Source organism: Sphingobacterium sp. KH_072, from assembly GCF_057837975.1.
Window position 1 is genome coordinate 773,255 of the sequence record NZ_CM174457.1, and the last position, 12,678, is coordinate 785,932.

Annotated in this window: 13 protein-coding genes and 1 pseudogene; 12 read left to right on the forward strand and 2 right to left on the reverse strand. The window is 44.2% G+C overall.

What is annotated here, in order from left to right; all coding sequences use genetic code 11:
* Positions 1–14 precede the first annotated feature (14 nt).
* The 7 genes from AC3IRT_RS03670 to AC3IRT_RS03700 all read left to right on the forward strand — a co-directional run bounded on the left by AC3IRT_RS03670 (position 15) and on the right by AC3IRT_RS03700 (position 7,186).
* Entirely contained in the window at positions 15–2,426 is a 2,412-nt protein-coding gene (locus AC3IRT_RS03670) for a heavy metal translocating P-type ATPase (RefSeq protein WP_003010106.1), read from the forward strand.
* A gap of 99 nt (positions 2,427–2,525) precedes the next feature.
* Positions 2,526–2,747: a heavy-metal-associated domain-containing protein gene (locus AC3IRT_RS03675; protein WP_002993257.1), complete on the forward strand. Its 222-nt coding sequence runs from the start codon at positions 2,526–2,528 to the stop codon at positions 2,745–2,747.
* A 261-nt stretch (positions 2,748–3,008) separates the two neighbouring features.
* On the forward strand, positions 3,009–3,188 hold the full coding sequence (locus AC3IRT_RS03680; protein WP_002993259.1) for a hypothetical protein: 180 nt from the start codon (positions 3,009–3,011) through the stop codon (positions 3,186–3,188).
* 267 nt (positions 3,189–3,455) lie between these two features.
* Complete coding sequence (locus tag AC3IRT_RS03685) at positions 3,456–4,337, forward strand: DUF3347 domain-containing protein (protein ID WP_003010110.1); 882 nt, start codon at positions 3,456–3,458, stop codon at positions 4,335–4,337.
* A 14-nt stretch (positions 4,338–4,351) separates the two neighbouring features.
* Positions 4,352–4,657 carry a hypothetical protein gene (locus AC3IRT_RS03690; protein WP_002993263.1) on the forward strand — a complete coding sequence of 102 codons (306 nt, stop codon included), beginning with the start codon at positions 4,352–4,354 and terminating at the stop codon, positions 4,655–4,657.
* Between the two features lie 18 nt (positions 4,658–4,675).
* Positions 4,676–6,796 (forward strand): heavy metal translocating P-type ATPase, encoded by a 2,121-nt coding sequence (locus AC3IRT_RS03695; RefSeq protein WP_039990262.1) that lies wholly within the window; start codon positions 4,676–4,678, stop codon positions 6,794–6,796.
* A gap of 6 nt (positions 6,797–6,802) precedes the next feature.
* A complete protein-coding gene (locus AC3IRT_RS03700; RefSeq protein ID WP_489395121.1) occupies positions 6,803–7,186 on the forward strand; it encodes a DUF3347 domain-containing protein in 384 nt (127 codons plus the stop codon).
* 16 nt (positions 7,187–7,202) lie between these two features.
* Here AC3IRT_RS03700 and AC3IRT_RS03705 read toward each other — a convergent pair whose 3' ends face one another.
* A complete protein-coding gene (locus tag AC3IRT_RS03705; protein WP_489395111.1) occupies positions 7,203–8,249 on the reverse strand; it encodes an IS3 family transposase in 1,047 nt (348 codons plus the stop codon).
* A pseudogene (locus tag AC3IRT_RS03710) lies at positions 8,162–8,365 on the reverse strand (transposase); the annotation flags it as partial. The gene AC3IRT_RS03705 and the pseudogene AC3IRT_RS03710, both read right to left, overlap by 88 nt.
* Before the next feature lie 27 nt (positions 8,366–8,392).
* Here AC3IRT_RS03710 and AC3IRT_RS03715 point away from each other — a divergent pair.
* Genes AC3IRT_RS03715 through AC3IRT_RS03735 form a run of 5 tightly spaced genes read left to right on the forward strand, consistent with a single transcriptional unit; the run spans position 8,393 to position 12,479 of the window.
* Positions 8,393–8,722: a DUF3347 domain-containing protein gene (locus tag AC3IRT_RS03715; RefSeq protein WP_489396096.1), complete on the forward strand. Its 330-nt coding sequence runs from the start codon at positions 8,393–8,395 to the stop codon at positions 8,720–8,722.
* Positions 8,723–8,733: 11 nt separating this feature from the next.
* Positions 8,734–9,258 carry a DUF305 domain-containing protein gene (locus tag AC3IRT_RS03720; RefSeq protein WP_002993268.1) on the forward strand — a complete coding sequence of 175 codons (525 nt, stop codon included), beginning with the start codon at positions 8,734–8,736 and terminating at the stop codon, positions 9,256–9,258.
* A gap of 26 nt (positions 9,259–9,284) precedes the next feature.
* Entirely contained in the window at positions 9,285–9,704 is a 420-nt protein-coding gene (locus tag AC3IRT_RS03725; RefSeq protein WP_002993270.1) for a hypothetical protein, read from the forward strand.
* Positions 9,705–9,736: 32 nt separating this feature from the next.
* Entirely contained in the window at positions 9,737–10,192 is a 456-nt protein-coding gene (locus AC3IRT_RS03730) for a heme-binding domain-containing protein (RefSeq protein WP_002993272.1), read from the forward strand.
* Between the two features lie 13 nt (positions 10,193–10,205).
* Complete coding sequence (locus AC3IRT_RS03735; RefSeq protein WP_039990265.1) at positions 10,206–12,479, forward strand: multicopper oxidase family protein; 2,274 nt, start codon at positions 10,206–10,208, stop codon at positions 12,477–12,479.
* Positions 12,480–12,678: the final 199 nt, after the last annotated feature.

A 12,678-nucleotide genomic window follows, 5' to 3' on the forward strand; every position in this document is an offset into this window, starting at 1 on the left:
TAAAGCAGGCAAATATGGCGACAAACAGAGAAAATATATACATACCGTTGGAGGATGTAGAAAGCGAACACTGTGCATTAATCGTTGAAAAGGGATTGGCACAGGTAAAAGGCGTAGAAACCCATAAAGTAGAGCTGAACAACCGCAGGGCAGCGATTACAGTAGATAGCAATGAAACCGTAGGCGAAGCTGTTAAGGCAATTAAAGATTTAGGTTACGGAGTTCCTACGGTTAAAAGTGCTTTTCCGGTATTGGGCATGACCTGTGCATCCTGTGCGGGCAGTGCCGAAAGCATTGTTAAATACCAACCGGGAGTAGTTAATGCTTCCGTGAACTTTGCAACGGGCAATCTTACCGTGGAATATCTGCCCAATATGACCGATGCCTCCACCCTGCAAAAAGCGGTTCAGGGAGTAGGTTACGACCTATTGATTGAAGACAAAACCAAGCAGCAGGAAACGCTCGAAGCCATCCACGAAAAGAAATTCCGAACCTTGAAAAACAAGACCATTTGGGCAATTATCCTTTCCCTGCCCGTGGTAATCATAGGAATGTTCTTTATGGATATGCCCTATGCAGACCCGATAATGTGGCTCTTTTCCACGCCCGTTGTAATATGGTTGGGCAGGGATTTTTTTGTAAACGCTTGGAAGCAGGCAAAGCACCGTTCCGCCAATATGGATACGCTGGTGGCATTGAGTACAGGTATTGCCTACCTGTTCAGTGTTTTCAATATGCTGTTTGCCGACTTTTGGCATCAACGGGGACTGCATGCTCACGTATATTTTGAAGCGGCTGCCGTTATTATCGCATTCATCCTCTTGGGAAAACTGCTGGAAGAAAGAGCCAAAGGCAACACCTCTTCAGCCATTAAGAAGCTGATGGGCTTGCAGCCAAAAACGGTCATCGTGGTACAGGCGGACGGAACGGAAAAGCAGACCGCTATCGAAGACGTAAGCGCAGGCGATGTGATACTCGTAAAGCCCGGTGAAAAGATTGCGGTAGACGGCATGGTCATATCGGGCAATTCGTATGTGGACGAAAGCATGTTAAGCGGTGAGCCTGTACCTGTATTGAAAAAAGAAAAAGAAAAAGTATTTGCAGGAACGATTAACCAAAAAGGCAGCTTCCGGTTCAGGGCGGTAAAAGTGGGCAAAGAAACCATGCTTGCCCACATCATCAAAATGGTGCAGGATGCACAGGGAAGCAAAGCACCCGTACAGAAACTGGTCGATAGGATTGCGGGCATCTTTGTTCCCACAGTGATAGGTATTGCCATCCTGACATTTACGCTATGGTTGATTTTGGGAGGCGAAAACGGGGTTGTTCAAGGTCTGTTGGCAGCCGTTACGGTATTGGTCATTGCCTGCCCCTGTGCTTTAGGCTTAGCGACACCCACCGCTATTATGGTAGGCGTTGGTAAAGGTGCTGAAAATGGCATTTTGATAAAGGATGCCGAAAGTTTGGAACTGGCCAAAAAAGTAAATGCCATCGTTTTGGACAAAACCGGAACCATCACCGAGGGAAGACCACAGGTAACGGGCATTAAATGGCTGAACAATGAGGACACTGCAAAAGAAATCCTTTTGAGCATCGAAAAGCAATCCGAGCATCCATTGGCAGAAGCCGTAGTGAAGCATCTTGGCGATGTAGCGACCACCTCTTTATCCATGTTCGACAGCATTACGGGCAAAGGCGCAAAAGCAGACCATGACAACGAAACCTATTATGTAGGCAACAAAAAGCTATTGGCAGAAAACAACATTGCCATTGCCGGCGAATTACAAGACCAGGCCGAAGAATGGGGCAAACAGTCTAAAACCGTTATCTGGTTTGCAAACAGCAAAAAGGCTCTTGCTGTAATCGCTATCGCCGATAAGATTAAGGAAACATCGGTGCGGGCTATCCGGGAAATGCAGGAAATGGGCATTGACCTGTATATGCTGACCGGAGATAATGAAGCTACTGCAAAAGCCATTGCGGAGCAGACAGGCATCAAGCATTACAAAGCCGAAGTTTTGCCACAGCACAAAGCCGACTTTGTGAAAGAACTGCAAAGTAAAGGAAAGGTAGTGGCAATGGTGGGCGATGGTATCAACGACAGCACCGCATTGGCAACAGCCGATGTAAGTATCGCAATGGGCAAAGGCAGCGACATCGCAATGGACGTAGCCAAGATGACCATCATTTCGTCCGACCTGACCAAGATACCGCAGGCAATACGCTTGTCCAAACAGACCGTAGCCACCATCAAGCAAAACCTGTTCTGGGCGTTTATCTACAACGTAATCGGCATTCCGGTAGCGGCAGGCATCCTTTACCCTGTTAACGGCTTCCTGCTCAACCCGATGATTGCGGGTGCGGCAATGGCATTGAGCAGCGTGAGCGTGGTCAGTAACAGCCTGCGGTTGAAGTGGAAGAAATAAAACAGTAAATCTCACAAATCAAACAAGAAATTACACAACAATAACTAACTGAATAGTACGGAAATTTGCATTATCAGATAACTCTAAAATTTGTAAACAATGGAAAATAAACAATTTCAATTCAAGACGAACATCAATTGCGGCGGCTGTATCGCATCTGTAAAGCCGCACTTGGACAAGGCAGAGGGCATCTGCCATTGGGAAGTGGACACGGCCAACAAGGACAAAGTACTTACCGTGAAGTCCGAGGGCATTACCGAGCATGAAGTAATATCGACCGTGCAAAAGGCAGGCTTCAAAATAGAACCTTTGGATGCCTAAGCCAGCAACTTTTTGAAATGCCCTTTTTCCGACCGAATTTCCATGAGGTTGGGTTGATGAAAAAGGGCATTTTATCAATTCTGAAAAAAGGCGATAGGTTATTGCGTATATGGCATTATTTTTCCATATAGCAAAAAAAACGTAAAACGATATAAAAAACCAATCTAATTTGTAACTTTGTTGCGTTGAAAAATTATAGAATACATATAGGCATTTTGACATTGTTCTGTTTGGTTTTCTTTATGATGCCAAGTCAGAGCTATGCCTGTTCCAAAAATTCAACAAAGACCGAGCAGTCTTCCTGCTCAAAGGAGAAATCCAAAAAATCAGAACATACAAAAGGTTGCAAGAGCAAATCCTGTAAAAAATGCAAAAGTGACAAATGCGGGGGCGGTTGTTCCCACAGCTCTTGCAGGTGCGGTGCTTCAACCACTTCCCTAAATGTCCCAACCGTAATCGAATTAAAGGCAAAAGATCACTTAGCAGCAGCTAAAAAGCAAAAATTCGCTTTCAAAGAAGCCTATTATTCTTCGGGCTTTTTTTCCATTTGGCTACCGCCTAAAATAAGCTAAATTTATGGCCTGCCAGCCATAGGTATGTCCTGTCAGAAGCCGCTTCGGCTTTTTGCAAATCCCTTATTTGTATCATTTATTTAAAGTTTAAAACAGAAATGGGCTTTCAATACTTCATTTCTAAAAAGTAATTATTATGAAATCATTATCAAAAATAGTGATGGTAATCGCCGTATTACTATCCTCAATGAATGGTTTCGCACAAATCAAAAATGCGAAAACAGAAACCGTAAAGATTTACGGCAATTGTGGTATGTGTAAAACCACCATCGAAAAAGCAGGTAACATAAAAAAGGTAGCCAACGTGGACTGGAACAAAGATACCAAGATGGCTACGCTCACGTATGACAGCGAGAAAACAAATCAGGATGAAATCCTGAAACGTATCGCTTTGGCGGGTTATGATAGTGAGAAGTTCCGTGCGCCGGATGACGTATATGCGAAACTGGCTGAATGCTGCCAGTACGATAGACCTTTGAAGACAATTGCCCAAAACAAAGGGGCGGCAATGGACATGAAAGTCGGACATGGCAATCACAACCACGGTGAAATGGCAGCACCCGCTAACAAGGATGCAGCTCAAAATCAATCACAGCTAAAAGCTGTGTTTGACAACTACTTTTCAGTGAAAGATGCTTTGATAAAAACCGATGCGGCAACTGCATCTGCCAAAGCCGCTGAATTGGCTGCATCCCTTAAAGCAGTCGATATGAACAAGCTTTCGGCAGAGGAACATACGGCTTGGATGAAAGTAATGCAGGACTTGACAGCTAATGCGGAAAGCATTTCAAAATCAAAAGACGTTGCAAAACAAAGAAGTGCTTTTGCGGCACTTTCGGGAAGCATCTACATACTGGCTAAAGTGTCTAAACAGGATACACCAGTTTATTACCAGCACTGTCCTATGTACAATGGAGGTAAGGGGGCCAATTGGCTAAGTAAAGAGAATGCCATTAAAAACCCATATTACGGCTCACAGATGCTTACCTGCGGCAGTACGGTCGAAACCATTAAATAACAGGTCGGAAAGCTATGGAACAGTATAGTGATATGGTGCAGGCTCTTAAAGACCTAAGACAACGTGGGTACAGTATTGATTTTAGTCTGTTGCCGGACTGCCTTTACTGTGCGTCAAAGAGCCTGAAACTAAAACCGGAGGATTTTACGGTTACGGAAACTCATAGGTTTGAAAGCCTCGACAGCAGTCCTGATAACAATGCCGTGATTTATGCCATATCGTCCAATGACGGTAAGAGCAAAGGGGTACTTGTTGATGCCTATGGTACTTATGCTGAAGAAATGACCCATGAGATGGTAAAAAAATTAAATGCAACATAACTTTTAAAATCCCTTGTTATGAAAAAATACACGTGTCCCATGCACCCGCAGGTGCTAAAAGACGAACCGGGCAAATGCCCTCTTTGTGGCATGGCATTGGTTCCCGTTGGCGGTACGTCAGCTTCTCATGAACACACGCCAGAACATGAGCATTCCGGGCATTCTCAACATGGCCATGATGACGAAAACTTTGATAAACATGAGGGGCATAATACAGGCGATTTCCTCACACGTTTTTGGATAAGCCTTGTCATTACAATCCCTATCCTGCTCCTGTCGCACATGATACAGCAATGGTTGGGTTTCTCCCTTGCTTTCAATGGCGATAAATATGTGCTGTTGGCATTGGGTACGGTGATTTATTGCTATGGAGGCTTACCGTTCCTAAAGGGAATGATTGGCGAGGTGAAAGCCAAAGCCATAGGGATGATGACACTTGTTGCCATTGCCATATCCGTAGCCTATGTTTATTCCGTAGCCGTTGTATTTGGCTTGCAGGGTATGGACTTCTTTTGGGAACTGGCAACCCTAATTGACATCATGCTGTTAGGGCATTGGCTGGAAATGCGTTCCCAAATGGCTGCTTCACGGGCATTACAGTCATTGGTGGCTTTGCTGCCCAACGATGTTACCGTGGAACGTGGCGGAGAAGCTGTAAAGATAAAGCTCGAAGACCTGCAAAGCGGTGAAACGGCTATCATAAAACCGGGAGAAAAAATTCCAGCCGATGGATTGGTACTGGAGGGGCTTTCGTATATCAACGAGAGTATGCTTACCGGGGAAAGTGTTCCCGTAAAAAAGGAAAAGGACGGAAAGGTCATCGCAGGCTCTATCAATGGCGATGGTGCGCTGAAAGTTAAGGTAACAGCCGTGGGAAAAGACAGCTACCTGAACAGGGTTATCAATCTTGTGCAGGAAGCGCAGGCTACTAAGTCTAATACACAGAACCTTGCGGACAAAGTTGCCAAATGGCTCACCTTTATTGCCATTGCCGTGGGCATAGGCACATTTGCCTATTGGTATGCAAGCAGTGGAGATATTGCCTTTGCGCTTGAAAGAATGGTGACGGTAATGGTAACGGCCTGCCCGCACGCATTGGGCGTGGCTATCCCGTTGGTGGTCGCCATTTCCACAACGCTTTCGGCGACCAATGGCCTGCTCATCCGCAACCGTACGGCATTTGAAACCACCCGAAAACTTTCCACCGTCATTTTTGATAAGACCGGAACGCTCACCAAAGGTTCCCATGCCGTAGAAAAGGTTATACCGTTAACAGACGAATATAATGCCGATGAGGTTATCCAGTATGCTGCCGCAGTACAGCAAAATTCGGAACACCATATCGCCAAAGGCATTATGGCTACATTGAAAGAAAAGAGCCTTGCCTTATGGAAGTCTGAAAACTTCAGCTATATGCAGGGCATAGGTGTTAAAGGTGTTGTGAACGGGAAAAATGTCGTAGCTGGCGGTCCGAATTATTTCACCGAAAACCACCTTTCCCTGCCGGAAATACCAAGCGAAATCAATCAGGAAGCCGAAACGGTCAACTTTGTCCTCATTGATGACCGGGTAATCGGCATCATTACTTTGGCAGACAGCATCCGTGAGGGGTCGGCACAGGCGATTGAGGAACTCAAAAAAATGGGCATCAAGTCCTTTCTGCTCACCGGGGACAACGACAGGATTGCTGCTGCCGTAGCCGGAAAATTGGGTATGGACGGGTATTTGGCTAATGTGCTTCCGCACAACAAGCAGGAGAAAGTAAAGGAGTTTCAGGCAAAAGGCGAAATCGTAGCAATGACTGGTGATGGTGTAAATGATGCACCTGCACTGGCACAGGCAGATGTGGGCATTGCCGTGGGTTCCGGTACGGACGTGGCTGCCGAAACAGCGGATATCATATTGGTAGACAGCGACCCGAGGGATGTGGTCAAACTGATTGACTTCGGCAAACTTACCTACAAAAAGATGGTACAGAACCTGATATGGGCGGTTGGCTACAACGTGGTGGCAATACCCCTTGCGGCAGGCGTACTCTATCCGAATTTTGTTTTAAGTCCCGCTATGGGTGCTGTGCTGATGAGTGTAAGCACCATTGTAGTGGCTATTAACGCAAGTTTTTTAAAAATCAAAAAATAAATAAAAATGAAAAATCTAACATTATCAATCATTGCTGTTATCATGGCATTTGTAACAGTATCATGCAATCAGGCATCCAACAAAAACGAGCAGTCTTCAAGTGATACTGCTGTTGTATCACAAGAACAGTCAGCTTCCCAACCAAAAGAGGATGATACGGTAGCTGCGCCCGTTGTGAGTGAAACTCCGAGCGGTCAGGAAGCAAAAGCAACAGGAAAAGAAGAAGCAAAAAACTTTTCTATTGCGCCCATAGTTACCGATTATCTGTCCTTAAAGAACGCCCTTGTTTCGGACGATGACAAAGCTGCCGCCAGTTCAGGGAAAAAGCTGTTAGCTACCCTGAATAAAGTGGACATGAAAGCCGTTCCTGCCGATTGGAACTGCAACTAAAAATGAGAGACTTTTTTTACGCTGCTAGTTTTTCTTTGTTCAGCAGCATTTCTTCCATTTGCTTAGGTGTTTTATACCCTAATGCCGAATGTGTTCTTCTGGTATTGTAAAAGCCTTCAATATATCCGAATACCTCTAATTTAGCGGACTGCTGATCAATAAATCTTCTGTGGTAGACCATTTCAGCTTTTAGTGATTTGAAGAAGCTCTCAGCCACCGCATTATCCCAACAGTTTGCCTTCCTACTCATACTCTGGGTTATATTATTATCCCTGAGTATCGATTTAAATTCGTCACAGGCATACTGAACCCCTCTGTCGGAGTGAAAGATCAGTCCATTCTTGGGAGCTCTGTTCCCAACAGCCATGTTCATGGCGGCTACCGAGGTGTTTTCAGCTGTCATATCGGTGCTCAAAGACCACCCGATCACTTTTCTGTCCGCCAGATCAATAACGGTTGTCAAATAAAGCCAGCCCTTGCTGGTATGGATATAGGTGATATCGCCGACCCACTTTTGCGACAGGGTATCCGCTGAAAAATCTCTTTGGAGGAGATTTTCAGCTATCCGATAGCCATGGCTGGAATCTGTTGTCACCTTATACTTCTTTTTCACTTTACTGCGTATACCATGTTTCTTCATCAACCTTGCTACATAGGATCTGGAAACCGGGTCTCCAGCTTTATGCAGTTCAGCTGTTATTCTTGGGCTGCCATATATACAATCACTCTCCTTGTGTATTTTTTGTATTTTCTCAACAAGTATTTTAACCCGCTGTTCACCAGGGGACTCTGGAGAAACCAACCAGCGGTAAAAACAACTAGCGCTAACACTAAATACATCGCACATCTTCTCTACGGAATATACCTCTCGATTCGCTGCTATGAACCGGTATATGGACCGTCTCCCTTGGAGAAGATGGCGATGGCCTTTTTTAAGATGTCGCGCTCTAGCTCCGCATCTTTTAGTTTTTTGCGCAAAACCCTCAACTCCTGCTCCTGGGGGCTTATCTTGGGGTTGTCCGGAAGAACTTTGTTGCCATTGAAACGTGGGTTCCTGCGCCATTTACTGAGCAAACTGGGATCGATATCCAGCTCCTTGGCCACTTCCGAAACTGAGCCTTTCACAATACTCAGCTCAACAGCCATTATCTTAAACGAATCATCAAATTTTCTATGCATATCATCAAATTTAAAATTACTGATTAAATCTGTCTCGCACTAAAGGTAGCAACTCCAGATAAGCACAAAAAGTACATGGACATAGCGGACGATGCTAAAGAACACGCAGAACATATCGGGGAAAATGTCGGCAACATCCACCACCAGCGGGAACATTTGGCCTCGCTTGGCGAAGATTTGAAAGACCTGATTGATTTGTTCGGTACATCGCAAACATTGTATCAGGACCATTGCCCGATGTTCAATGACGGTAAGGGTGCTGTTTGGTTCAGCGAAAACAAGGAAATCAAAAACCCTTACTACGGTTCTAAAATGCTGACCTGCGGTAAGGTGGAAAAAACAATTAACAGCAAATAAAATTCAGGGTTATGGAAAATATGCAAAACAGTCACCATGCGGGTCATTCCTCGGAGCATGGCACGCACAATACAAAACATGCTTCGGCCATGTACAAACGCTTTGCGGTGATGGCTGTAGCCATGTTCGCAGTGATGTATTTTATCATGTACGCCATGATTGACGGGTGGCAGAACCTGATACCCAATATCAACAATTTGTACATGACCCTGCTGATGACCTCGGCAATGCTGCTTATCGAATTAGCGATAATGAAAGTAATGTACCCCAACAGGAAGATGAATTGGGCGATAGCCATCATCTCGGTTGCTGTTGGCATCTTTTCATGGTTTGGTATCAGGGAACAAATCAATGTCGGGGACAAGCAGTTTGCAAAGGGTATGATACCCCATCACGCAGCAGCCATATTGATGTCCGAAAAGGCACACCTGACCGACCCGGAACTGATAGAGCTGCAAAAAAATATACTTAAAACCCAAGCGGAAGAAATTGAACTAATGAAGCGCAAGCTAAAAGAGTTTGAAGAAAGTAAATAATAAAATTTAAAAAAACAAGTTTGGACATGAACAAAATAATAATTGGCTTTATTTCCTTATTAACCCTGCTATTCACCGCTTGCGGTCAGGCGGGGTCAAATAAGGATGAAGCGGAACAGCAGCATTCGCAGGCAACTCCGGAAAGCAACGGACATACTACCCAAATAGGTGAATTGGTTCCATCGGATGAAGTCTGCATGGTCAACGATGCCTATATGGGCAAAAGGCAGTTTGACGTAAAATTTGATGGTAAAACCTATTACGGATGTTGCGAAATGTGTAAGGAACGTATTCCAAAAGATGCGACCGTGCGGATGGCGATAGACCCCTATTCCCATAAGCAGGTAGACAAAGCTAATGCGGTGATTGCTGTGACAGGAAATAACGGTGAAGTTTCTTATTTTGAAAACAAGGAGAATTATGCCAAGTATGTGAAAAAACAGTAGACACAAAAAGATGAAGCCACAATAAAATAATTATGACCATAAAGAAGAAAATCATATTGGGGCTGGCTGTCGTCCTGATTGCCATACAGTTCTTTCAGCCCTTACGGAACCAGGCGGTTGAAGTGCCAGCCACCCATATCGAAAGGGTGTACACCGTACCCCAAAATGTAAAGGCTATCCTTGTTCAGTCCTGTTATGACTGCCATAGCAACAATACCCATTATCCGTGGTACAGCCGTATCCAGCCCGGCGCATGGTACATGGCAGAGCATATAAAAAAGGGGAAAGAGGAACTCAACTTTAGCGAATTTGGCGACTATTCTGTCCGCAGGCAGCGAAACAAGTTCAGGGCTATGGCCGGGCAGGTTAAGGACGGGGAAATGCCATTGTCGTCATATACGCTAATTCATCGTAATGCAGTATTGTCACCGGAGGATAAGCAGGTTTTGATAGCGTGGTTTGGCACAATGGAAGACAGCATTAAATAAAATTTTTCAACGAATGAACAGATATAAAAAAATACCCATAAGAATATTGCAAACAGTGCTGATGCTGCTTTGCACGCAAACGCTGTTTGCACAGAGAGTAGTGCATTACGAGCTGTATGTAAAAGATACACTTGTCAACTATGCAGGTAAGCAAAAAAGGGCGATTGCCGTAAACGGGCAAATCCCCATGCCCACCCTTACCTTTACCGAGGGCGACACTGCCGAAATAGTGGTGCACAACCAATTGAAAGAAAGCACATCACTGCACTGGCATGGTGTGTTCCTGCCCAATAAAGAAGACGGTGTGCCCTGGCTTACGCAAAAGCCCATCGCACCGGGTACAACCTACACCTACCGTTTTCCGATTATCCAGCATGGCACGCACTGGTATCATTCGCACTCAGGCTTGCAGGAGCAGATAGGCATGTACGGTAGTTTTATCATGAAAAAAAGAGGCGACGATAAAACCTTTAGAAAAGGAATTGACGATTTGCCGACCGTCCCGATTATATTAAGTGAGTGGACAAATCTTAACCCGGATAACATCAACCGTATGCTACACAATGCAAATGATTGGGCGGCCATTAAGAAAGGTGCTACGCAATCGTACGTTGAAGCTATTAAGGAGGGAAAATTAGGCGTAAAGGTAAAAAATGAGTGGAAACGGATGCTGGCGATGGATGTCAGTGATGTTTACTATGATAAAATCCTAATAAATGGTAGCCATAGCACCGATTTGAAAACAATTGGTGGTAAAAAGCTAAAAGCAGGTGACAAAGTCAGATTACGCGTTTCCAATGGCGGGGCGTCTTCGTATTTCTGGCTAAGATATGCTGGAGGGAAAATTACAGTAGTAGCGAATGATGGAAATGATGTTGAGCCTGTAGAAGTGGATAGATTAATCATTGCAGTTTCTGAAACTTACGATATTGTAGTGACTATCCCTCAAGATGGGTTAGCATATGAGTTTTTAGCAACAACCGAGGACAGAACACAATCAGCAAGCTACTTTATAGGTGATGGGGTCAAACAGCTTATTTCCCCGCTCCCACGATTGAAGTATTTCGAGGGGATGAAGATGATGAACGATATGATGAAAATGAATGGCGATTTGGACGATATGGGCATGAAGATGAGCCTGAACCAAATGGACATGAATGTAGTGATGTATCCCGAAATTACCGGAGATGCAGCAAAGAAATCAGACCACAGCAAGCATGAAGGTATGAACATGGATGACGACCCTAACCGTTACAACGCTAATGCCTTGGGAGACATCAAAACATTAAATTATGCTATGTTGCAATCGCCTTACAACACCTCCCTTCCAAAAGATGCGCCTGTAAAAGAGTTGAAGTTCACACTTACTGGCAACATGAACCGCTATGTATGGAGCATGGATAATAAAATACTTTCGGAAACGGACAAAATACCTGTAAAAAAAGGAGAAATCCTACGGATTACCATTTATAATAATTCGATGATGCGGCATCCTATGCATCTTCACGGATTTGATTTTAGGGTGATAAACGGAAAAGGCGAAAAATCGCCGCTTAAAAATGTGTTGGATATCATGCCTATGGAAACGGATACCATTGAGTTTTTAGCAAATGAGGAAGGTGATTGGTTCTTTCATTGCCATATATTATATCACATGATGGCGGGAATGAACAGGGTGTTTGAAGTTGGAGACTACAATAACCCCTATTTACCTGACAAGGCAAAAGCCTATAAAGAATTGCAAAGAGAAAGTAATATGCCCCATTTTATGGCACAAAACGATTTTGCAACCAATGGTAATGATGGAGAAGCTATGCTAATGAATGCACGCTATCAATTAGGAACAGAATGGCGCTTAGGCTATAATAGTATGCACGGGTATGAAGTAGAAACTCACTTAGGTAGATACATTGGAAAGATGCAATGGTTCATGCCCTTTGTAGGTTTTGATTTTCGTTACCGGAAAATGGGAGAAGATGAGCACGAAAAGAACATATTTGGACAAACCAACAAGAAAGACACCCGCAGGGCGTTCAGTTTAGGGTTTATGTATACGTTACCTATGCTGGTCAATTTCCAGGCAGAAGTATATCACGATGGAATTGTAAGATTGCAGTTAATGCGCGAAGATATTCCAATTTCAAAAAGATTAAGAGGTGGCTTCATGGTAAATACCGACTTAGAATATATGGGGGAGCTTAGGTATATCATCAATAAAAATATAGGTATACGTACCCACTATGATAGTGATATGGGATTTGGTGTAGGGCTTGCATTGACATATTAAAATAAAATACCGGATGGTTGTAAACTGCAAACCGTAAAATTACGGCAAAATACAGTGGGTGATGCGGGGTATAATTCGTTTGGATTAACCTGCATCATACTACAACCCATCAGACAATACAACAGTTCCACCACCAGCATCATACTGGTTGTTCTTTCATGTAGTTGCATGGGCTAATACGAGCAGTATTAGCATTTCT

Excerpts from the sequence above, each read along its gene's own strand:
- AC3IRT_RS03690 (WP_002993263.1), top strand. The coding sequence starts at position 4,352 with ATGGAACAGTATAGTGATATGGTGCAGGCTCTTAAAGACCTAAGACAA.
- AC3IRT_RS03675 (WP_002993257.1), top strand. The coding sequence starts at position 2,526 with ATGGAAAATAAACAATTTCAATTCAAGACGAACATCAATTGCGGCGGC.
- AC3IRT_RS03705 (WP_489395111.1), bottom strand. The coding sequence starts at position 8,249 with ATGGCGCAGGAACCCACGTTTCAATGGCAACAAAGTTCTTCCGGACAA.
- AC3IRT_RS03720 (WP_002993268.1), top strand. The coding sequence starts at position 8,734 with ATGGAAAATATGCAAAACAGTCACCATGCGGGTCATTCCTCGGAGCAT.
- AC3IRT_RS03735 (WP_039990265.1), top strand. The coding sequence starts at position 10,206 with ATGAACAGATATAAAAAAATACCCATAAGAATATTGCAAACAGTGCTG.
- AC3IRT_RS03685 (WP_003010110.1), top strand. The coding sequence starts at position 3,456 with ATGAAATCATTATCAAAAATAGTGATGGTAATCGCCGTATTACTATCC.
- AC3IRT_RS03680 (WP_002993259.1), top strand. The coding sequence starts at position 3,009 with ATGCCTGTTCCAAAAATTCAACAAAGACCGAGCAGTCTTCCTGCTCAA.
- AC3IRT_RS03695 (WP_039990262.1), top strand. The coding sequence starts at position 4,676 with ATGAAAAAATACACGTGTCCCATGCACCCGCAGGTGCTAAAAGACGAA.
- AC3IRT_RS03725 (WP_002993270.1), top strand. The coding sequence starts at position 9,285 with ATGAACAAAATAATAATTGGCTTTATTTCCTTATTAACCCTGCTATTC.
- AC3IRT_RS03700 (WP_489395121.1), top strand. The coding sequence starts at position 6,803 with ATGAAAAATCTAACATTATCAATCATTGCTGTTATCATGGCATTTGTA.
- AC3IRT_RS03730 (WP_002993272.1), top strand. The coding sequence starts at position 9,737 with ATGACCATAAAGAAGAAAATCATATTGGGGCTGGCTGTCGTCCTGATT.
- AC3IRT_RS03670 (WP_003010106.1), top strand. The coding sequence starts at position 15 with ATGGCGACAAACAGAGAAAATATATACATACCGTTGGAGGATGTAGAA.